18 protein-coding genes are annotated in these 19,882 nt (G+C 72.5%); 5 read left to right on the top strand and 13 right to left on the bottom strand.

What is annotated here, in order from left to right; genetic code table 11:
- Positions 1-239 precede the first annotated feature (239 nt).
- The 6 genes from HNR25_RS16170 to HNR25_RS16145 all read right to left on the bottom strand — a co-directional run bounded on the left by HNR25_RS16170 (position 240) and on the right by HNR25_RS16145 (position 7,604).
- Positions 240-1,793 carry an ABC transporter substrate-binding protein gene (locus HNR25_RS16170; protein WP_184636366.1) on the bottom strand — a complete coding sequence of 518 codons (1,554 nt, stop codon included), beginning with the start codon at positions 1,791-1,793 and terminating at the stop codon, positions 240-242.
- Between the two features lie 45 nt (positions 1,794-1,838).
- Complete coding sequence (locus HNR25_RS16165) at positions 1,839-3,710, bottom strand: hypothetical protein (protein WP_184636364.1); 1,872 nt, start codon at positions 3,708-3,710, stop codon at positions 1,839-1,841.
- Positions 3,711-4,333: 623 nt separating this feature from the next.
- Entirely contained in the window at positions 4,334-4,690 is a 357-nt protein-coding gene (locus tag HNR25_RS16160; protein ID WP_184636362.1) for an MGMT family protein, read from the bottom strand.
- A 63-nt stretch (positions 4,691-4,753) separates the two neighbouring features.
- The gene (locus HNR25_RS16155; protein ID WP_425579739.1) at positions 4,754-5,134 is read right to left on the bottom strand and encodes an SPW repeat protein; all 381 of its coding nucleotides are present in this window, start codon (positions 5,132-5,134) and stop codon (positions 4,754-4,756) included.
- Positions 5,135-5,313: 179 nt separating this feature from the next.
- The gene (gene moeZ, locus HNR25_RS16150; protein ID WP_184636358.1) at positions 5,314-6,474 is read right to left on the bottom strand and encodes an adenylyltransferase/sulfurtransferase MoeZ; all 1,161 of its coding nucleotides are present in this window, start codon (positions 6,472-6,474) and stop codon (positions 5,314-5,316) included.
- A 155-nt stretch (positions 6,475-6,629) separates the two neighbouring features.
- Complete coding sequence (locus HNR25_RS16145; protein WP_184636356.1) at positions 6,630-7,604, bottom strand: alpha/beta fold hydrolase; 975 nt, start codon at positions 7,602-7,604, stop codon at positions 6,630-6,632.
- Between the two features lie 217 nt (positions 7,605-7,821).
- On the opposite strand from HNR25_RS16145, the gene HNR25_RS16140 reads away from it, so the two are divergent.
- The 3 genes from HNR25_RS16140 to HNR25_RS16130 all read left to right on the top strand — a co-directional run bounded on the left by HNR25_RS16140 (position 7,822) and on the right by HNR25_RS16130 (position 10,016).
- The gene (locus tag HNR25_RS16140) at positions 7,822-8,019 is read left to right on the top strand and encodes a hypothetical protein (protein WP_184636354.1); all 198 of its coding nucleotides are present in this window, start codon (positions 7,822-7,824) and stop codon (positions 8,017-8,019) included.
- Positions 8,020-8,230: 211 nt separating this feature from the next.
- Positions 8,231-8,854: a TetR/AcrR family transcriptional regulator gene (locus HNR25_RS16135; protein ID WP_312862572.1), complete on the top strand. Its 624-nt coding sequence runs from the start codon at positions 8,231-8,233 to the stop codon at positions 8,852-8,854.
- Positions 8,855-9,182: 328 nt separating this feature from the next.
- Positions 9,183-10,016, top strand: a complete 834-nt coding sequence (locus HNR25_RS16130; protein WP_184636352.1) for a mechanosensitive ion channel family protein — start codon at positions 9,183-9,185, stop codon at positions 10,014-10,016.
- A 117-nt stretch (positions 10,017-10,133) separates the two neighbouring features.
- On the opposite strand, the gene HNR25_RS16125 is transcribed toward HNR25_RS16130, so the two are convergent.
- The 3 genes from HNR25_RS16125 to HNR25_RS16115 all read right to left on the bottom strand — a co-directional run bounded on the left by HNR25_RS16125 (position 10,134) and on the right by HNR25_RS16115 (position 11,878).
- Positions 10,134-10,382 carry a hypothetical protein gene (locus tag HNR25_RS16125; protein WP_184636350.1) on the bottom strand — a complete coding sequence of 83 codons (249 nt, stop codon included), beginning with the start codon at positions 10,380-10,382 and terminating at the stop codon, positions 10,134-10,136.
- 257 nt (positions 10,383-10,639) lie between these two features.
- The gene (locus tag HNR25_RS16120) at positions 10,640-10,951 is read right to left on the bottom strand and encodes a DUF6401 family natural product biosynthesis protein (protein ID WP_184636349.1); all 312 of its coding nucleotides are present in this window, start codon (positions 10,949-10,951) and stop codon (positions 10,640-10,642) included.
- A gap of 165 nt (positions 10,952-11,116) precedes the next feature.
- Complete coding sequence (locus HNR25_RS16115) at positions 11,117-11,878, bottom strand: ferritin-like fold-containing protein (RefSeq protein ID WP_312862571.1); 762 nt, start codon at positions 11,876-11,878, stop codon at positions 11,117-11,119.
- A gap of 853 nt (positions 11,879-12,731) precedes the next feature.
- Here HNR25_RS16115 and HNR25_RS16110 point away from each other — a divergent pair.
- Positions 12,732-14,216, top strand: a complete 1,485-nt coding sequence (locus tag HNR25_RS16110) for a DEAD/DEAH box helicase (protein ID WP_312862732.1) — start codon at positions 12,732-12,734, stop codon at positions 14,214-14,216.
- A 214-nt stretch (positions 14,217-14,430) separates the two neighbouring features.
- Complete coding sequence (locus HNR25_RS16105; protein WP_184636347.1) at positions 14,431-15,318, top strand: alpha/beta fold hydrolase; 888 nt, start codon at positions 14,431-14,433, stop codon at positions 15,316-15,318.
- 198 nt (positions 15,319-15,516) lie between these two features.
- Here the strand turns inward: HNR25_RS16105 and HNR25_RS16100 are convergent, their stop codons facing one another.
- From HNR25_RS16100 to HNR25_RS16085, 4 genes are all read right to left on the bottom strand, one after another.
- Positions 15,517-16,500 carry an MBL fold metallo-hydrolase gene (locus HNR25_RS16100; RefSeq protein WP_184636344.1) on the bottom strand — a complete coding sequence of 328 codons (984 nt, stop codon included), beginning with the start codon at positions 16,498-16,500 and terminating at the stop codon, positions 15,517-15,519.
- A gap of 167 nt (positions 16,501-16,667) precedes the next feature.
- Positions 16,668-17,570, bottom strand: coding sequence for a PHP domain-containing protein (locus HNR25_RS16095; RefSeq protein ID WP_184636342.1), 903 nt, complete (start codon positions 17,568-17,570; stop codon positions 16,668-16,670).
- Positions 17,571-17,615: 45 nt separating this feature from the next.
- Positions 17,616-18,272 (bottom strand): DUF6758 family protein, encoded by a 657-nt coding sequence (locus HNR25_RS16090; protein ID WP_184636340.1) that lies wholly within the window; start codon positions 18,270-18,272, stop codon positions 17,616-17,618.
- 168 nt (positions 18,273-18,440) lie between these two features.
- A complete protein-coding gene (locus HNR25_RS16085; protein ID WP_246463690.1) occupies positions 18,441-19,784 on the bottom strand; it encodes a CPBP family intramembrane glutamic endopeptidase in 1,344 nt (447 codons plus the stop codon).
- Positions 19,785-19,882 lie beyond the last annotated feature (98 nt).

The raw sequence follows: 19,882 nt of genomic DNA, 5'->3' as shown, positions 1-19,882 counted from the left end.
GGCCGGATCCTGGGGCGCGGCCGGGAAGTCCGGTGGGAACGAGGGGACCGGCGGTGCGCCGGTGTCGGGGGCGGCCGGAGCCGCCGCGCTGCGCGAGCCGCGCGCGGATTCACCGGAAAGGTAGCACTCGATCACTGTGCGCTACCGGAGAATCGGGGCATCACCCCCACGTACCGCGCGCGGAATCCGCCGGGGGCCGCCCGGACTCCGGGAACCGGGCGGCCCGCCGCCGCTGGGCGCTACGAGCCGGTGACGTAGGTGGCGCTGTCGCCGGCCTCCTCCGAGAACGGGACGGGCACCACCGGGACGTGCTTGCCCACCGGGTTGCCCGAGCGGTCCTGGGTGAAACTCAGGGTTCCGGTCGCGCCCTGGACGTCGTGCTGCTCGTTGAGCAGCAGCAGCCGGTCGCGGATGTCCTGGGGCGCGGGCGGAGGAGCGTCCTCGTTCCGCGGGTCGGTGATGCGGATCGCGTTCACCGTGACCGCCATGGCGTCGTGATAGGTCGCGGCGTAACCGTTGTCGAGCGCCTCGGGAGAGCGGTCCACCAGGTCGCCGAAGTGGTCGCGGAAGGCGGCGAACCCGTCGGGCGGGTCCTGCCCGCCGCCCTCGGCCCAGCGGGGGTCGAAACCCGACGCGTTGAGGATGGTGATGTCCCGGTCGTGCAGGGTGTCCAGGGCCTCGTCGTCCCACGGATACATGCCCACCTCGGCGAAGAGCACCGACAGCGGCTCGGTGCACACGCCCGCGCTGCTGGCCAGCGCGTCGATGAACAGCCGCATGTCGGTCGCCCGCCCGGCGAAGAACACCATGTCCGGCTCGGCCGAGCAGATGTTCTGGGTGATGGGGTAGAAGACGTTCGTGCCTTCGTCGGCGATCGCCCGTCCCGAGAACGGCTGGTCGGGGAAGGCGATGTGGTCGCCGAGTTTCTCCTCGTAGGCCGTGCGCAGCGTGTTGACGAACAGGTCGTCGGAGACCCGGTCGAAGACCATTACCGCCGTTTCGAGGTCGTCGCGGCCGTCGACGTAGCCGTCCAGCGCCGCGGCGAAATCCGTATTGCTGGGCGCCGCCCGGATCAGGCCGGGGATCTCGGCGTGGTCGAGGCCGTCGGCCGTGGTGGCGCCGGTGACCATCGGGATCCCCCGGTCCGAGAGCCGCTCGGCGGCCCGGCGCGTGCGCGTGGTGCTCAGCGCCTGCCCCAGCACCGCGACCAGCGGGACGTCGTCTTCGGTCATCTCCTCGATTCGGGACACGGTCGTGCGCCACTGTGCTTGGCGGCTGCCCTCGTTGGCGAGGCGGAGCTGGATCAGCGGATCGTCGCCGCGCGGAAACCCGCTGCGGTTGGCCCGGCGCAGGGCCACGTAGGCGCCTTCCAAGGCGCTGCGCACCTGGCCGGGGGTGATCGCGCCGTTGGGTTCGGGGGTCAGGGGCGCCAGCAGCGCGACCTTGACCAGCGGCACGCCGGTCTGCTCGGCCCGGGATGCGGCCCATCGGTTCTCGGCGTCGATGTTGCGCTGGACCTCCCCCAGCTCCTCCTCGGCGAAGACGAACGAGCCGTCGGTGACTCCGACGCATTCCCCGTCGACGTGGCTGACCCCGTTGCCCAGCCCGCCGCAGCGCAGGCGGGGCACGCCCCACCACAGGGCGCCCGCGACGAGCACGAGCGCCGTGGCCGCCGCTCCCCAGGCCAGGATGCGGCGCCGTTGCTCCCAGAGCCGCACGGGCCATGGGCGCGGGATGGCTCCTTCGTTGCCGGAGTCGTCTCCGGTGGACTCGGCCGAATTCTCCTGCGACACGTATCCTCCTCGGTTCTGCCGTCCGCCGAACGGGGGTGCGGCCGGCTACTCCTCCCAGTCCCGAGCGAGTTCGCCGTGTCGCTCGGCCTCCTGGTACAGGGCCATCGGGTTGCCCGCGTGGTTGGCCAGTTCCTGTAGGTCCCGGGCGATCCGCTTGTGCAGGAACCAGCGGCCGTCGACGGTGAAGGGGTCGCCGACGCGCCACAGGCCGACGGCGACGCGGGCGACCGCGGCCAGGTGGTCGCACGTGTCCCCCACCCGGCCCGCCGGTTCCGTCTGCGGGTCGGACGGCGCCGGACCGGTCGCATCGGCCACCCGCGGTACCGCGGTGACCGCGTGCAGCAGCCCGACCCAGTCGGTCTCCTCGCCCGTCTCCGGCAGCTTCTCGGCCAGCCCGCGCGAGCACGCGGCGACGTCGCCGGCGCCCAGGGCGTGGTACAGCTCGCCGACCGTGTCGCCGCCGGTGCGGCAGCGCTCGCGCAGCCGGCCGCGCAGCCGCGGGACGGGGTCGTCGCCCTGCTGGGACGACCAGCGCAACAGCAGTCGCCGCAGCAGCACCCGGTCGCCGGTGGTGGCGCCCTCGTGCCACAGGCACGACCGCCACAGCGACTCGGCTCCGATGAATCCGGTCAGCGAGCCTCCGAGGTACTCGGAGACGATCCAGGCGGCGTCCTCGTCGCTGCGCGCGGCGGCGAAGGCCGCCAGCGTCGCCAGCATCCCGCGGTCCACGTCCGCGGCTGCGGGGACTCCGGACAGGCCGCGCACGAGGTCGTCCCGCAGGCGCTCCTCGACGGTCGCCTGCGCGTTTCCGTCACCGTCGTCTCGGGGGTGCTGCTGGGCCAGCAGCTTGGCCAACCCGCCTTCGGCGGCCGTCGGCCAGGCCGCCGCGGTCTCGAACAGCAGCGCCGTCGCACCCGGATGGCCGCCTGTGAGGCGGTGCACCAGGCCGGGGAACCTGCGGTGGACGTCGCCGGGCATAGCGGTGGGTGCCAGGTCGGCCGCTTCGTCGGCGGTGAGGTCCCGCAGCGGGTGCACGCGTACCCGGCTCTCGTTCGTCTCCGCCACGCTCGGCCTGCGGCTGGTGGCCGCCACCACCAGCGGAGCCGGGGACAGGGCGGTGTTGGCTTCCCTCTTGACCGCCGCCAGGAACCGGGACCGGAATTCCTGGCCGAGTTCCTTGTCGATGTTGTCCAGCAGGAGTACGCAGTCGTACATGCCCGGCTTGGCGCGCAGGCCGCGGCTGAAGGCCGCCCGGAGGTCGGCCAGGAACGCCTCGATCAGGGTCGTGTCGACGAACTCGCGCTTCGCCGGGTCGGCGAGATTTCCCGCGTAGGCGCTGAGCTTGACCAGGGAGTCCAGCGGCTTTCCGGTGTCCCCCCGGCCGCGGTGCTCGTACCAGCGGAAGGACTCGCCCAGCAGGAAGGAACCGCTCGATTCGCGGGATCCGATGAAGTCGATTCCCCGTGCCGCGACCGCGCCGACGGAGGACTTCAGCGGCTCCGGGAGACCGGCCGCCCCCGCCAGACCGCCGGCGCTCTCGCGGGTGAACGCCCATACGGCGTCGTAGACCCGGCCTTTCCCGCGGTAGTTGCGCAGCACGTGGAGGACGTGGCGCCGCGCACCCGCATGGTCGGTGAAGTCGACCTTCTCTTTCATCGCCAGCCGACCCATCACGAGCCGGTGGAACCGCAAGCGGCCGTACCCCGGGCACCGCTGGCCCAGTTGGAACGCCAGAACCGAAAGCACCTCCGGGAGGCCGAAGTCGTTTCCGGCACGGGCGAAATCGAAAGCCGCATAGGGAACGATCTGACGGAGTTCATCCTCGAACTTGCCGAGGAGGGCCGACTTTCCGCTTCCGCCGGTCCCGGTGTACAGCAGCAGACCGGGCCGCTTTTCCGCCGGGACTGCGCGTCTCATATGGTTTCTGAGGTCCTCGACCGCTTCGTTGCGGCCGTGGATCCGGCCGGTGCTTTCGGTAAGCACTCAGACTCCCTCCACCGCGCCCGGTGTCGTGGACCGGAGCCCGGCTCCCCGCCCGATGGACCGGCGCCCGAGAGAGTGACGGGCGAACCGGGGAACGCCGATCCGAATGCGTGTGCGTCCGAGGGAAATTCGGGGGGATGAGGGTGCTGCCCGTCCGCGGGCCCGGAACCGGCGCTGTGCGCGACTAGCGTGCAGGTTCGAATACGAATGTAGCAGTGCTTCCCCGAACACTTCAGTGAAAACACGGAACTGCTGACCGGAACCGGAGGGGACGGGGCACCGACTCCCGTACGTCTTTGCGGTTCACATGAGCACCGGAAATCTTCCGGCCGCTATCGGAAACCCCCGACGGGTTTGCCGGGATGCACCGCCGCATGCGCCGCGGAAGAAAGAACCGACGAACCTATGTCCCGACACCTATGCGCCTCGAATGCAACAGGCGTCTCCCGCGGAATGGAATCGGAGCGGTAGGCCTGCATCGGCCGACCGGGCGTGATCCGGGGCGTTCCCGGAGCGCGGGGCCCGGGTGCCCGGGAAAAAGGGGCCGGGAAGCGGACCTATGTGCGGCCCTCCGGCCGGACGTCCGTGTGCTCCGGCGGGGCTGCGCCGTCCCAGCGGGCGCGGCGCATGTCGACCCGGTCGCCGGCCGGGCGCATGGGGGTGGCTTCGGCCGCGTAATGCTGCAGAGCTTCGACCTCGTGACCGGGCGGCGGCCTGCCGTCGGACCGGATGACGCGCCACCAGCAGACGGCGCCGCCCCACGCCGACATCACCGAGCCCACCTGGCGGGGACCGCCCTCACCCAGGTACTCGGCGATGTCGCCGTAGCCCATGACCATGCCGACCGGGATCGCCTCGGCGACCTCCAGGACCCGCTCCACATAAGCGGTGTGACGAGTGAACGCGTGCGGCATGGCCCGATCGTAGTACCGCCGGGCGCGGGGGCGGTCACCCCGGCGGCGGCGCAGGAGCGCGGTCTAACCGCTCAGCAGGTGCTCCGTGGGCTGCGGCGGGACGATGCGGCGGTACAGCGCGACGGATCCCGGCAGGGTGGCCAGGCCCGTGACCACCGCGACAGCGCCGGCGATCCACGCGGTCAGCGCCGCCGAGGCGGTACCGGAGAAGCCCAGCAGCCACGGCGCCGCGATCAGGAGCAGGCCCGTCACGACCGTGGCCGCTTCGACGACGAACAGCTCCGGGTGGATGACGGCCAGGCAGGACAGGAACACCAGAAGCACGCCGAGCAGGAACAGCCCCGCCATCCCGACTCCCAGCAGGCCGTGCCAGATGTGGCTCACGGAAACGGCGCTACCCGCGAGAAGGGCCAGCCAGTCCGCCCATGTTCTGGCGCTTCGCATATCGCCGCACCTCCATGCTCGTCGGATGTCGTCTGCGCGCACCTACCCGCCGCGCGGCCCGCGGAACCGGCGGACCGCCACGCGGCACCGCCGGAGCACCGGCGCCCGACACGCGTACGGGCCGCCGCGGCGCGGTGCCGCGGCGGCCCGGAGACGGAGCGGTGCCGGGAGCCGGTACCTCAGTAGGCGGGCAGGCTCGGGTCGACCTGGTTGACCCAGGCCAGCACACCGCCGCCGACGTGGACGGCGCTGTCGAAGCCGGCGCCCTTGAGCGCGCCGAGCGCCTCGGCCGAGCGCGCACCCGACTTGCAGTGCAGGACGATGCGCTTGTCCTGGGGCAGTTTGCCGAACGCCTCGCCGTTGAGGAACTCGCCCTTGGGGATGAGGACGGCGCCGGGGATGTTGACGATCTCGTACTCGTGCTGCTCCCGGACGTCGACGAGGTAGAAGTCCTCGTCCTTGTCCATCATGTCCTTGAGCTCGGGGGCGGTGATCGTCGCCCCCTGGGCGGCCCGCTCGGCCTCGTCGGAGACCTGGCCGCAGAACGCCTCGTAGTCGATGAGCTCGGTGACCGGCTCGCCCTCGGGGTCCTTGCGGACCTTGACCGTCTTCCAGGTCATCTCCAGGGCGTCGTAGATCATCAGGCGGCCGACCAGCGGGTCGCCGATTCCGCAGATCAGCTTGATGGCCTCGTTGACCATGATCGAGCCGATCGAGGCGCACAGCACGCCCAGCACGCCGCCCTCGGCGCAGGAGGGGACCATCCCGGGCGGCGGGGGCTCGGGGTAGAGGTCCCGGTACTGCGGGCCGTACTCGTTCCAGAAGACGCTGACCTGGCCGTCGAAGCGGAAGATCGAACCCCACACGTAGGGCTTGTTCAGCAGCACGCAGGCGTCGTTGACCAGATAGCGGGTCGCGAAGTTGTCGGTCCCGTCGAGAACGAGGTCGTAGCCCTCGAAGATCTCCAGCGCGTTGTCGGAGTCGAGGTGGTCCTGGTGCAGGACGACCTTCGTGTTCGGGTTGATCTCCTCGATGCTTTCGCGCGCCGACTCGGCCTTGGGCTTGCCGACGTCGCTCTGCCCGTGGATGACCTGGCGCTGGAGGTTGGACTCGTCGACTTCGTCGAAGTCGATGACGCCCAAGGTGCCGACGCCGGCGGCGGCCAGGTACAGCAGCGCGGGCGAGCCGAGCCCGCCGGCGCCCACCACAAGAACCTTGGCGTTCTTCAGGCGCTTCTGGCCGTCCATGCCCACGTCGGGGATGATCAGGTGGCGGGAGTAGCGGCGAACCTCGTCGACGGTGAGCTCGTCGGCCGGTTCGACCAGCGGCGGCAGCGACACAGCAGCTCCTCAGCATTCCTCTTCGGTGTCACGTCCCCGGGGCGTCGCCGGTGGACGCGGGGGCGTACGGGCACGTGACGAGCTTGCACTCATAGCCAACCTACGGGGTGGGCTTTCGCATTCCCGCCCCGGCCCGAGCGTTCGCGCCGCCTACGTCACGGTCGGCGGGGGACGCCGCCGGCGGAGGCCGCGGCGGCCGGTGCGGCCTCCGTCCGGCCGGGTCCGCCGCTGCCGACACCGCGCAGGAACGTTGCGACCTCGCGCCCGACCCGCTCGGGGAACTCCATCATCGCGACGTGGCCGGCCTCGGGCATCAGCACCAGCCGGCTGCGGCGGAAGGTGCGCGCGGCCCGGGCGGCCATCCGCGGGTCGACGAACTTGTCAGCGGTCGCGTAGACGAGCAGTACCGGGCACCGCACCTGCGCGGCCTGCCGCCAGAGGCTGCGGCGCCCGCGCCGCACGTACTCGGCGACCATCCCGCGCAGCGAACGCAGGACCGCGGTCTCGGCGTGGGGGTGGGTGTCGCGTTCGCGCGCGGCCTCCAGCGCCTCCATGACGCGCCGTGTCGGCGCCGAGGAGGGGTCGTGGTAGGTGGTGGCGAACATGTCCTGTACGCGGACCTCGGGCGGGCGGCGCTGCATCAGCCCGTAGGCGGCCGGACCCAGGACCGGGATCACCGACGCGGCCATCTGGTACGGCACCGGGCGCGGCCGCAGGTCCGGCATCGCCGGCGCGATCAGGGTCAGCGACTTCACGAGGTCCGGGTGCTCGGCGGCCAGGCGCACGGCCGCGGAGCCGCCCATGGAGTTGCCGATCAGGTGGACCGGTTCCTCGCCGGAGCGGATCAGCCGGGCGACGGCGCCGGCGTGGCCGTCGACGGTGTAGTCGCCGCCCGGCGGGGGCGGCGAGTGCCCGAAACCGGGCAGGTCGAGCGCTTCGCCGGCCCATTCGGTGTGCAGGATGCCCATCAGGTCGGTCCAGTTGGTGGAGTCGCCGCCGAGCCCGTGGACGTAGACGGCGCGGGGGCGGGCTCGGCCGTGTGCGGGGGCGCGGTCGCGGCGGACGAATACCCGCCGTCCTCCGCCCAGGTCGAGCGGCTCGCCGGGCCAGAGGTCGATGGGCTCGGCCATGGTGCGGCCTCCTGCGGATCGCCGGCGTGCGGGTTTCGCCGTTCGTCATGCGGGCGCGGGGCGCTGCCGCCCGCACCTCTATGCTCCACAACGCGTGCGTAGGTGTGCAAGGCCGGGTAGGGGCGCCTGCAGGCCCGCGTCGGCGTGCCCCGGAAACCGGGAGGGCGCGGCGCAGAGCGAGTACCGTTGGCACCAACCGACCACGCAGGGGGAAGCTGTGTCCCAGCCTCAGGACGACGCCGAGCGCCCCATCGAGACCGGCGACGCCGATTTCAGCGAGCAGAACGCCGAGGTCTCCTCCGAGGAGGCGGATTGGACGCGCCGCGGCCGGCTCGACGCCGAGGACGAGGTGTCCGAGGCCGACGCCGTCGAGCAGCTGCGCGAGGTCGAGATCGACGAAGACGAATACCGCTAGGACGGCGCCGCGCGGGCCGCCGCGGACGGGTCGGTGCGGCGGCCCCGCCGAGGGCGCGGCCGGGCCGTTGGCGGGGGCGAACCTACGGGCGAGTAAGATAGTGGCGGTACGCCGGGTCGAGGCCGAAGGTATCCGGAAGCGAACGGGCGTTCCAGGCAAGGTCGTCGAGCGCGGCAGGCTCCAGGCCGCGAGGAGTTCGGAGGGTGTTGCTGTGACAGCTCCTTCAGACGCCCGTCCGCGCGGCACCCGCCTGCCCCGGATGGCCCGCCGGCGCCAACTGCTGGCCGCCGCGCAGGAGGTGTTCGTCGCCCACGGCTACCACGCCGCGGCGATGGACGAGATCGCCGAGCGCGCGGGCGTCAGCAAGCCCGTGCTCTACCAGCACTTCCCCGGAAAGCTGGAGCTGTACCTGGCGCTGCTGGAGCAGCACTCCGAGGCGCTGATCGACAAGCAGCGCGAGGCGCTGCAGAGCACCGACGACAACCGCCAACGGGTGGCCGCCAGTTTCCGCGCCTACTTCGAATTCGTCGCCGGCGAGGGCGAAGCGTTCCGGCTGGTGTTCGAGTCCGACTTGCGCAACGTCGCCGCGGTGCGCGAGAAGACCGAGCAGACGCTGCAGCGCTGCGCCGAGCTGATCAGCGACGTCATCCGCCAGGACACCAGCATCTCCGACGAGGAGGCCCACCTTCTCAGCATCGGGCTGGTGGGCATGGCCGAGACCAGCGCCCGGTACTGGCTCAACAACGAGGGCAGCATCCCGCAGGAGGCCGCCGAGCAGCTGATCGCCCGGCTGGCCTGGCGCGGGATCAGCGGTTGGGACCTCACCCGCGGCTGACGCGCGGCCCGGGGCCGGGGCCTCCGCGCCCCGCCTCCCCCTCGCCGTCGCCTCCCGGAGCCGCGTCCGCGGCTCCTCCCGCCGTCCGCTCCGGGCTCCGCGCCGCTTGCGCACGGCCGGCGGCACATCCGCACCGTCGGTGGCGGTTGGTCAAATTCCGACCAAGGAGCGGCAAAAAGTTACTTTATGTGTTCACCAGTCACCCTCCGGTGATTCGGCGTGTCCATAACCGGGTAATCGGCGTTGTGAGTATGAGTCGTCTCGGTTTCGCCGGGCGGACGCGGGGCGAAACCCGGGTACCGGCGGGGCGCCATGGGGGTGAAATCGCATGAACATCCAGCAAGGGCTAACGGACGCCTGGAGCGCCGTCGCCTCCTTCGTTCCACTGCTGGCCGGATTCCTCGTGATCCTGGTCCTCGGTTGGATCATCTCGAAGATCGCCGGTCGGCTGGTGGGCAAAGGACTGGGCAAGGTCGGACTCGACCGCGGGCTGGACCGCAGCGGCGTGGGCGAGTACTTCCAACGCAGCCGCTACAGCGCGAGCCAACTGTGCGGCAAGATCGTCTACTACGTCCTGCTGCTGGTCACACTGCAGTTCGCGTTCAGCGTCTTCGGGCCGAACAACCCGATCACGCAGCTGCTGAACGACGTGGTCGCGTGGATTCCGCTCGCCATCGTCGCGCTGGTCATCGTCGTGGTGGCCGGAATGATCGCGAAAGCGGCGCGCGACATCGTCTCCAACGCTCTGGCCGGTGTGAGCTACGGCCGCTTGCTGGGCAACATCGCCGGGGTCTTCATCATGGGCCTCGGGGTGATCGCCGCGCTGAACCAGATCGGCGTGGCCACCACCGTCACCCAGCCGGTGCTGATCGCCGTGCTGGCCACCGTCGCCGGTGTCGTCATCGTCGGTGTCGGCGGAGGCCTGGTCCGGCCGATGCAGGAGCGCTGGAGCAACTGGCTCCAGCTCGCCGAACAGGAGACCGGGCGGATGCGCGAGGACTCCTACCGCGCCGGACGTTCCGACGCCATGCAACAGGGCCCTCAGGGCGCTCCGCAGCAGGCGCCGCGCGAATCCGGCGCACGGGACACCGCGACCATGGGCGGCCCCGCGCAGGGCAGCCGCCCCGGCGGTGATCAGCCGCCGCACTCGCCCGAGCGGTGAGCGCGGCGCCGGCGCCGCGTGCGCCGGCGATCCGATCCCACGCACGCGAAGGGGGCGGGGCCGTCCGACGGCCCCGCCCCCTCTGCTTGTTCCCGCCCGCCGGCGCGGCGGGCGGGATCAGAGCAGCTCGTCGTTGCCGAGTTCGTCGCGAGCGAGCCGGCTGATGCGGCGGACGATCAGCACCCCGGCGATCACGACCGGGACGACGGCGAGCCAGAAGGCCGTGCCCGCCCAGCCGATGCCGATGAGCACCATTACCGCCAAGGCGGTCACGATGATCGAGGTGAACAGCGAGAATTCGACGCGCTCCTGCTGAACCAGGACGCCGATCGGCGGTCGCGCCGCACCATGCCGGCCGCTCCCCATGCGCTCTTCCTTTCTTGCGGTGCCCGGCACCGCGCGTACTCGTCCCGGAGTGCGGTCCCTCGCGCGCCGCTGCGGGCCGGCGCCGCGGCACCGGAACGATCACCGCTCCGGTTCGCATGCGCCTCTGCAGAGAGCCGCGTGGCCACCCCCGGAGGGTCAAGCCTACGCTCAGTCACCGCGTCCGCGGGGTACTTCGCGGTCCGCGGCGCCGCTGCGCCGGGACCCGTCCCCGGGTTCGGGTGAGAGTGGGACCAAACCTAGCGGACGAAGCCGTGTTCCTTCGCCAGCCTCAGCACCGCGAGCACGCGCAGGGTCTCCCAGTCGTAACCGTCGCAGGAGGAGTGCCAGCCGCGTTCGCGGCAGCCGTCCATGAAGCCGTCGAGGTAGCGGGACAGGCCCTGGCCGGTCAGCCTGTCGCCGTCGGCACCGATCGAATCGCGCACCGCAGCGGCGTGCTGGTCCAGCTCAGCGGTCATCCAGGGTTCTGTGGAGTCGCCCAGCGGGCCGAACAGTCCGAACTCACGAGTCAGCCGGGCCAGCGGACCTTCGGCGAAGTACCCAGGACGCATGGAGAGCTACCTCAGACAGGGGACGAAACAAGAACGCGACCGACTATATACGAAACCAAGAGCAAATCGTGACGCTCCATTTCAGAGGGCACAGACCTGACACCGCTGGACACAGCGCTACAAAGCCGACAATGCAGGCGCTGGGCACTCGTGCGGCGGGTCCGGTCACGTGCTCAGGCCCAAGGCCTCCAACCGCGCCGTGTGGCTCTCGGTGAGATCGGCGAACACGCGGCCGACCGTCGCCAGATCGGTCGCCTCCGCCCCCGCTGCGGACGCTCCCTCGTCCTGCCCGGATCCGTCGGCTCCGGCCCCCGGTGCGACCTTGCCCACACCCGAAGCCAGCAGTGCCGCCAGCTCGGGCCGCTGTGCGGCCACACTCTGCGCCTGGCTCAGCGCCTCGCCCACGAGCCGCCGCGCCCACAGCGACAGCCTCCCGGCCAGCGCGGGTTCCTCGGCGACAGCGCTGCGCACCCGGGCGACGACGAACTCGGCGCGCCCCGACTCCACCAGGGTTCCACGCACCAGCGCGTGGGTCTGCTCGTCGCACAGCTCGGCGAGCTTGCTGTAGAAGTCGTCGGCGATGCCGTCGCCCACGTAGACCTTGACCAGGCTCTCCACCCAGCCCTGCGGCTCGGTGCGCGCGTGCCAGGCGTCCAGAGGGGCCGTGAAGGGCTCCATGGCCGACTCCGGCTGCACACCCAATTCGGCGAGGCGGTCGTGCAGCCGCCGGTAATTCGCGTGCTCGGCGCCGGCGAGGTCGGCGAGCGCGCCCTTGCTGGCCAGCGTCGGCGCGAACTCGGCGTCGCCGGCCAGCCGGAAGAAGGCGACCAGGCGCGCATAGGCCAGCAGACCCAGCAGGTCGATCACGCCCGGGCCGGCGGCGGAGGGGGCGGCCGCCCCCGGGGCCGCGCCGCACTCCTCGCTCACCGTGCACCGCCCGTCCCGGCCCCGGCGCGAACGGCCCGGGCCGTCGGCTCCCCTCGGTTGCGAGCACGCTTGGTCATGGCGGCCAGGTTATCGCCCCGCGCGGACCCCGCGGGCCGCGGCCGATCGGGACTTTTCCCCGGCGGGCGCGTGTTGTAGCGCGAGGACGGCTTTTCGCGAGCGTGACACCGTTCTTCCGCTCCGTGCCCGAAAGCGGCATATCCAGCAGAGGAACGGCAGGTTAGAATCGGTCGCAGTGGCCGCCGCGAGTCGGCCATCGCGCGGCACCCCCGCCGCAGCCGCACCGTTCGCCGGAAGGCGCGGGCGGGCTGCTGCACGGTCCCGCGCGGGGGTCACCGCGCGGCCCTCTGCGCCCGCCGCCGTGCGGTGGGCGCCGCGGCCAACCGTGACAACGACCGTCATCGGCGCCGCGAACGCGAAGCGAGCGTCAGCGTCGACCGCCTAACGTGCCGGGACTGCCGGGACCACGGCAGGCAAGGAGCGTGCAGTGCAGCAATTCCGCGCACACGCGCCCGCCCGCCTACCGGTCCCCGCTGACGCCACGACAGGCGGCGGACGGCCACAAGAAAGCTATCGACCCGCGCCGCCGGGCCGCGCCGGAGGTCCTAGCCGACCCCCGAGCCGCGCCGGCCGGGCCCGTCCATCGGGCCCCCGCGCGAATCACCCGGCCCGGCCGCTCCGGGCCCGTCCGCCATACACCACGGCCACGAACGCAGAAGCGGCCCGCCCAGAGGAGGCATGAGCCCTGACAAGCGCAGAAATCAACGAAGAACGACGAACCTTCCGCGGACTCGGTGTCGCCCCCGACATCGCCGACGCACTCGAAGCCGAAGGCATCGTCGAACCGTTCCCCATCCAGACCCTCGCCCTCCCGCTCGCCCTTTCCGCCTCCGACATCATCGGCCAGGCCCGCACCGGCACCGGCAAGACGCTCGCGTTCGGGCTGCCGCTGCTGCAGCGCGTGCAGCAGGTGCCGGGATCGGCGAAGCGCCCGGGAGCGCTGGTGGTCGTCCCGACCCGCGAACTCGCCATCCAGGTCGCCGCCGACCTCAGCACGGCCGGCAAGCGCATCGGAGCACGGATCGTCACCGTCTACGGCGGCCGCGCCTATGAGCCGCAGATCGAAGGGCTCAAGGACGGCGTCGACGTCGTCGTGGGAACCCCCGGGCGGTTGCTCGACCTGGAGAATCAGAAGCACCTGAACCTGCGCGACGTGTCGGCGGTCGTGCTGGACGAGGCCGACAAGATGCTCGACCTCGGCTTCCTGCCCGACATCAAGAAGATCCTCACCAAGATCCCCGACGAGCGCCAGGTGATGCTGTTCTCGGCCACCATGCCGAGCGAGATCGTCTCCCTGTCGCGCAACTACCTTCGCCAGCCCACACACGTGCGCGCCGGCGACGACGACGATCCCAGCCAGGCCCGTATCAGCCACGTCGACCAGCACGTCTTCCGCACCCACCCCATGGACAAGCCCGAGATGCTCGGACGCCTGCTCCAGGCCGAGGGGCGCGGACTGACCATGGTCTTCTGCCAGACCAAGCGGGCCTGCGACAAGGTCGCCGCCGACCTCAAGGACCGCGGTTTCGCGGCCGCCGCCGTGCACGGCGACCTCGGCCAGAGCCAGCGCGAACGCGCCCTGCGGGCGTTCCGCGGCGGCAAGATCGACGTGCTCGTGGCCACCGACGTCGCCGCACGCGGCCTCGACGTCGACGACGTCACCCACGTGGTCAACTACGAGTGCCCCGACGACGAGAAGACCTACACCCACCGCACCGGCCGCACCGGCCGGGCCGGGCGTTCGGGCACCGCGGTGACCTTCATCAGTTGGCAGGAGGTCGCGCGGTGGAAGCTGATCAACACCGCACTGGAGCTGGCCCACTCCGACCCCGCCGAGACCTACTCCACCTCCCCGCACTTCTTCGAGGAGATGGGGATCCCGGCGGGCAGCAAGGGGCGGCTGGCGGCCGATCTGCGTAAGCGCGCAGGTCTGGAGGCCGAGGAAGTCGAAGACATCGGCGACACCGGGCAGCGGGGCGAGCGCAGCGGCAAGGGCGGCAAGGGCGCCGGCAAGGGCGGACGCGAAGAGGGCGGCGCCAAGAGCGGACGCTCCCGCAACCGCCGGCGCACCCGCAGTTCGACCGGCGGAGGTACGGCGACCAAGGGATCCTCCGGCGACACTGCCGGCGCCGACACCGGCTCCGGTGCCGCGGCCCAGGCCCAGAGCGGCGGGTCGGGCGAGTCGCCCGCTCCCCGGCGGCGCCGCCGGCGGCGCACCCGCAGCGGTGTCGAGCAGCCCGGCAAGGACCAGGACCGCTAAGCCCCCGGCAGTAGACAGCGACCGCCCGGACGCCACCGCGGCGGATCGGGCGGAACCGGCACCGGTCGCGAACCGCGAGCCGCGGCCGGAGCGTGCGGGAACAGGACCGCCGGCGGGGCCCCGCCGCCGCGGGCGGGCACCGGCCCCGTCGCCCGGCTCCGCAGGCGCACGCTGGCGCGCCCCAGGTCCGATACGACGCATATAGTGATCCGACGTGAGTACTCCTCGATTCCTGGGCCTGCCGCCCGGTGTCCGGCACACCACCATCCGCACCCCTATGGGCGACGTCGCCGCCCTGCAGGCCACTCCGGCCGCCGGCGGCTGCGAACGGCAACCGGCGCTGCTGGTGCCCGGCTACACCGGCAGCAAAGAGGACTTCATCGCGCTACTGCAGACGCTGGCGTCGGCGGGGCGCGCGGTAACGGCCGTGGACATGCCGGGGCAGTACCAGTCCCCCGGTTTCGTCGACCCCGGGGAGTACACCCGCGTCGGGCTGGGCCGTATCGTCGGCGAAGTCGCACTGACACTGGACGACGGCCCCGTGCACCTGCTGGGCCACTCCTTCGGCGGGCTGGTCACCCGCGAAACCGTCATCTCGGCGACGGTTCCGCTGCTGTCGTCGACCCTGATGAGCTCGGGCCCCTCGGCCATCGGCGGCACCCGTGCCGCCGACGCCCGCAGGCTCGTGGCGGCCATCGGCCACACGCGCACGCGTGACCGCCTGGAGCAGATCTGGGCCGAACACTTCGACGCCCCCACCAGGGCCAGCGGCGTCGCCCCCGAAATCCACGCGTTCCTGCGTGAACGCATGGTCGCCAACCACCCCGACGCGCTCGTCCGCATGGCGGAGGAGCTGCTCGACGCCGCCGACCGCACCCCCGAGCTGGCCCGCTCCGAGCTGCCCATGCTCGTGCTCTACGGCGAGAACGACGACGCCTGGCCGCCCGAGGCCCAGTCCGCGATGGCCGACCACCTGGCCGCCGAACGGGTCGTCATCCCGGGGGCGGCCCACTCCCCCAACGTCGAGGCGCCCGAGACCACGGCCGAAGCGCTGACCGCCTTCTGGAACCAGGTCGAGGCCGACGAGCGCGGCGGCGCGTAGCGGCGCCCGACCGGCCGAACGAGCGCCCCGCCGCAGAGCGCACGCCGGGATCTCCGGCGGGACCCGCCGCCGCGAGCGACCGCGGGCCCCCGGTCCCCGGCTATGGCGGCGCCCGGCCGCCCGGCCGCGGCGGGCGCTGTACCCGCGGGCCGGGCGCGAGCCCGGACCCGCCGGTACGTGCGCCGTCTCGGACGTCCTCTACCTGGTGGCGACCCAGCTGTCGAAGTTCTCCGACGCCTCGCCGACCGTCGTCTCCGGGCCGCTGTCCGCCAGCACGCGGGTGTCCGGCGGCAGAGTCAGGATCATCTCGCCGATGGAGTGCAGCTGCTGGGTGAAGTCGATGTAGCCGCCCGCGACGGTGCCGACCTCGTCCTTGCGCAGGGAGTCGCCGGTGAACACGACTCCCTTCTCGGAGATGTAGAAGGCGACGCTGCCGTTGGAGGTGCCGGGGATCGGCAGGATGTCGATCTCGACGTCGCCGGCCTTGAGCGCGCCGCCGCCCTCGATCTCCAGGTCGGGCCGGCGCTCGGCGCCGTGCACCCGCCGCCAGGCGCGGACCTCGCGCCGGTGCAGAGCGACGGGGGCTTCGTCGCGCTCGGCCACCTCCACGGCGGCGGCGATGTGGGTGTTGTAGCCGTTCGTGCAGGCCACGAGGTAGACCTCGCGCTCGCCCACGGCTTCCATGACGGCCTCGGCGTCGTGCGCCGGGTCGATCACCACGACGCCCTCGTCGTCGACGTCGACGATCCAGGTGTTGCTGACGACGTCGACCTCCTGGTCTTCGGCCTTGAGTACGCCGACGGAGCGCAGGCGCTGCACGCCCTCGTCGTCGACCTCCGAAGCGCCGGCGGTCTCGGGCTCGCCGTCGTCGGCGAACGCGCCCTTCTGCGGGGCCGCGGCCGGGGCGGACTCCTCGTCGTCCCCGTCGTCGTCGTGTTCGTCGGCGTCGGCCTCAGCGACGTCGGACCCGGTGGTCGCGGGCTCGCCGTCGTCGGCGTCGGCGCCGCCCTTCCCGGCGGCGTCCGCGCTCTCCGCAGCGTCCGCGCCGGACTCCTCCTCGCGCTCGTTCCCGGCGGCTTCGGCGTCCTCGGTGTCGGTGCTCGTGGTCGTCACCGCCGACTCCGCACCGGAGCCCTCGGCCTCATCGCCGTCCTTCTTCTTGCCCTTCCGCTTCCAGAACACGGTGCCGACCCTTCGCTGTCCGTTTCGAGCACTGGTGGTTGTCGGGACCATTGTCACCGCCCCGCAGGCGGTACGGGTACCCGGCCAGGCGACTGACGAGTGTCCCGTTCGGCGGCTAAACCGCCGATAAGCCCCCCGGCCGCGGCATTCGCGCCGCTCGACCCGCCCTATTCGGCGGTGACGGGCGCGGATCCGGTCGCCGGTTCGGTCAGGCGAGCGTACTCCTCGAAGGCGGTCGTCCGGCAACCGAGCCGGTGGCCGGTCAGATCGCCGTGGTCGTCGCTGGAGCCGGTGACCGCCAGTTCGAGCCGCTTGGCCGCACCGCGCCAGTAGGCGGCCTCATCGTCGTCGTGCGCCGGGTGGTCGGCTTCGACGCCGCCGAGCCCGGCTTCGGCCATCTCCTCGATCAGCCGCATCGGCACCGCTCCGTCGGGGGCGGACTCGCCGCGGGCGGGGTGGGCGACGGCGCAGACACCGCCCGCGGCGCGCACCAGCTCGACCGCCCGCAGCGCGTCGAGCGCGTAGCGGGCGACGTAGCCGGGGCGTCCCGCGCCGATCCAGCGGTCGAAGGCCTCGGGCACGTCGGCGGCCGCGCCCGCTTCGACGATCGCCTGTGCGATGTGCGGGCGCCCGACGACGCTGCTGCCGGCCCCGCCGGCCTGCCCGGTCTCGCCGGCGGCGGGTGTGTCGGGGACCCCCGCCAGCGCGCGGACCCGCTCCCACGCGACCTCGACGCCGGCGGTCTGCAGGCGCTCGACCATGGTGCGGGCCCGGACGGCGCGGTCGTCGCGGATCCGCCGCAGCTCGGCGGCGAGTTCGGGGTGATCGGCGGAGAAGAGGTAGGCGAGCAGGTGCACGCTCGCGCCCTCGTGCAGGCATGACAGCTCCATGCCCGGGACCAGGGTGGTCCCGGCGGGCAGGGCGGCGGTCGCTTCGGGGACGCCTGCGACGGTGTCGTGGTCGGTCAGCGCGAGGACGTCCAGACCGGCCGCCGCCGCGCGCCGGACGACGTCGGCGGGCGGCTCGGTGCCGTCGGAGACCGAGCTGTGGGCGTGCAAGTCGATGCGCATGCGCCGATCATTCCACGATCCCGCGTACCGCCGGTCGGCAGCACGTCAGGACGCGGGCTGCAACGCCGAGGCGAGGAACGGGGAGGGCGCGCCGAAGGGCGGTTCCAGGGCCGCACCGCCGTCGTGGCGGTCGCGCAGGTCGCGCACGTCGCCCAGTTCGGCCACGAGAACGGCGGTGTCGGCGGCGCTGAAGACGATCCAGAACCAGTCGGCGAAGGCCTCGCCGGCATACGCCGCGCGCCCGCTCCCGGTCTCGACGCTCCACAGCGCGATGTCGTGGCCGTCGTAGCGGAGCTTGGAGTCGGGCGGTCCGGCGCCGAACCCGCTGCCGGGGTCGGGGCCGTCGAGCCCGGCCAACCGCGCGCCCAGGCCGATGCCGGGATCCTCGGCCACCAGCGCCATCTCGCCGACGCCGCCCAGCGGCGCCGGTCCCGAGAGCGCGACGGCGGTGCCGAGCGCTCCGCTGCGATCGTCGCCGGCATCGGCGAAACCGGTCACCAGCCAGCCGGTCGGCAGCGGCCACGGAAGCCAGACGGGCACCCGGGTGGACGCGAGAACCAGCTCCAGTGAAGCCGCGTTGGGTGCGCGCACCGGATTGAGCGGTGCGACAGGGCCGTGAGCGCCGCACTGCCACGCACTCGACCACAATCCCGGTGCGTGGACGGCGCGCCCGCAGCGTGGACACGAAGGATCGGACCTCATGATTTTCGGGAAGATACCCGTCCCTGCGGTGCGGAAACGCGATCGGGGCGAAGCGATGGCGCCGCTGTCGCCGCCGGTCCCGGAGCCGCCCCGGATGGCGGCGGCCCCGAACCGGCGGCATGGGAACCGCCGTCCCGGGGTCGCGCTCTCCGACGAGCGCTTCCCCGGCTAACCCCCCGATCCCGGCGCGGTCCACTCGGACCCGCCGGAGCCGCCGGACGGTCCTCGGTACCGGACGCCGGCAGAGCCGGGCGGATGCCCGGACGCGGAGTACCACGCGCCGGGAGCGTCATCGGGGCCGCCGGGCCGGTCGGCGCGCGGCTCCAGCCACTGCGCAGGAACACCCTGGTCGGGCGCTCCGGTGTCCCCCGGCGCGTCCCCGTCCGGCTCGTCCTCGGGGGCGAACCGGCTCAGACCCGAGCGGCGGGCCGTCCACACCACCAGCGCGCAGTAGACGGCGACCTCGACCGTGGTGCTGACGACCCCCTGCCACGAACCGCTGCCGGAGGCGACGCGGTCGAGGCCGCCTTCGTAGGCGGTGATGGAGAACGCCAGGAGGTTGTGCAGGACGTGCAGGCCCAGTGCCGCCTCCAGCCCGCCGGTGTACCAGGTCAGCCAGGCCATAGCGACGCCGAACACCGCGACGTCGAGCAGGCCCCAGTCCGAGTAGTCGTGCAGCAGGGTGAATACGGTCCCGCTGATCACGATGCCCAGGACCGGGGTGCGCAGGAACCGGGAGACCGGTCTCGCTCCGCGGGACTCGGCGGGCCCGGCCCCGATCGAGCCGACGGCCTGCATCAAGAAGCCGCGCAGGGCGATCTCCTCGGCGGAGGCCTGGAAGGGCACGAGCAGCACGAACAACCCGATGGTCAGGGCGAATCCGGGCCCTCCGGCGTACTCGCCGACGAAGGGCGCATCGGGCGAGGAGAGCCGGTGCAGGCCGAGCAGCACCCCGAAAGAGACCACCAGCGCGGACAGGGCCGGCAGCAGGCACCGCAGCAGCCACCGCACACGCAGCCGCCCGGCCACCGAGAACACCGACCCCACGGTCCGGCGCTGGATCAGCCAGGCGGCGGCGAGGACGATCGGCGCCATCGTCGCGATGACGACGAGTTGCAGCACGACGTTGGCCAGCGGCGAGCGGAAGATGTCGTCGCCGGTCCCGTCGACGCCGGCGACGATCGCGGCCACCACGGCGGCGGTCGCGATGATCACCTGGACGAGCACGACGGTCGCCACGGCGGTGCCGACGGCCAGCGGCGGCCGCCACCAGCGGTGGCGGCGGGTGCGGGCCAGGCGGTGGTACGGAGCGCCGGCCGGGGGCCGGGCGGTTCCGACCGGGCGGCGCGGTCCGGCCGGCGGAGGCCACGCCCATGCGGGGGCGTGCTGGGCTGCCGCCGCCGGCGGCCACGCCCAGACCTGCTCGTGCTGGTGGGCCGACCGCTCCGGGCCGACGGGCCCCTGCGGTTCGGACGACCAGGACGAGCCTGATGGCGGCGGCGGATTTCTCATCGGTTGCCGAGATTACCGTTCGCGGTTGTATTGCCCGCGTTAAGAACGCACCGCATCCGCGCCGCTACACCGTCGGCTCCTGCCGGCTCCGGCCGCGG

This window comes from Streptomonospora salina, assembly GCF_014204715.1.
GTDB classification, from domain to species: Bacteria; Actinomycetota; Actinomycetes; order Streptosporangiales; family Streptosporangiaceae; genus Streptomonospora; species Streptomonospora salina.
This window is presented reverse-complemented; position numbering and strand designations above follow the sequence as displayed.

What these genes read in the sequence shown, in the direction of transcription:
- HNR25_RS16155 (WP_425579739.1), bottom strand. Translation starts at nt 5,134, where the DNA reads ATGCGAAGCGCCAGAACATGGGCGGACTGGCTGGCCCTTCTCGCGGGT.
- HNR25_RS16165 (WP_184636364.1), bottom strand. Translation starts at nt 3,710, where the DNA reads ATGAGACGCGCAGTCCCGGCGGAAAAGCGGCCCGGTCTGCTGCTGTAC.
- HNR25_RS16160 (WP_184636362.1), bottom strand. Translation starts at nt 4,690, where the DNA reads ATGCCGCACGCGTTCACTCGTCACACCGCTTATGTGGAGCGGGTCCTG.
- HNR25_RS16130 (WP_184636352.1), top strand. Translation starts at nt 9,183, where the DNA reads ATGAACATCCAGCAAGGGCTAACGGACGCCTGGAGCGCCGTCGCCTCC.
- HNR25_RS16145 (WP_184636356.1), bottom strand. Translation starts at nt 7,604, where the DNA reads ATGGCCGAGCCCATCGACCTCTGGCCCGGCGAGCCGCTCGACCTGGGC.
- HNR25_RS16120 (WP_184636349.1), bottom strand. Translation starts at nt 10,951, where the DNA reads ATGCGTCCTGGGTACTTCGCCGAAGGTCCGCTGGCCCGGCTGACTCGT.
- HNR25_RS16090 (WP_184636340.1), bottom strand. Translation starts at nt 18,272, where the DNA reads ATGAGGTCCGATCCTTCGTGTCCACGCTGCGGGCGCGCCGTCCACGCA.
- HNR25_RS16125 (WP_184636350.1), bottom strand. Translation starts at nt 10,382, where the DNA reads ATGGGGAGCGGCCGGCATGGTGCGGCGCGACCGCCGATCGGCGTCCTG.
- HNR25_RS16085 (WP_246463690.1), bottom strand. Translation starts at nt 19,784, where the DNA reads ATGAGAAATCCGCCGCCGCCATCAGGCTCGTCCTGGTCGTCCGAACCG.
- HNR25_RS16095 (WP_184636342.1), bottom strand. Translation starts at nt 17,570, where the DNA reads ATGCGCATCGACTTGCACGCCCACAGCTCGGTCTCCGACGGCACCGAG.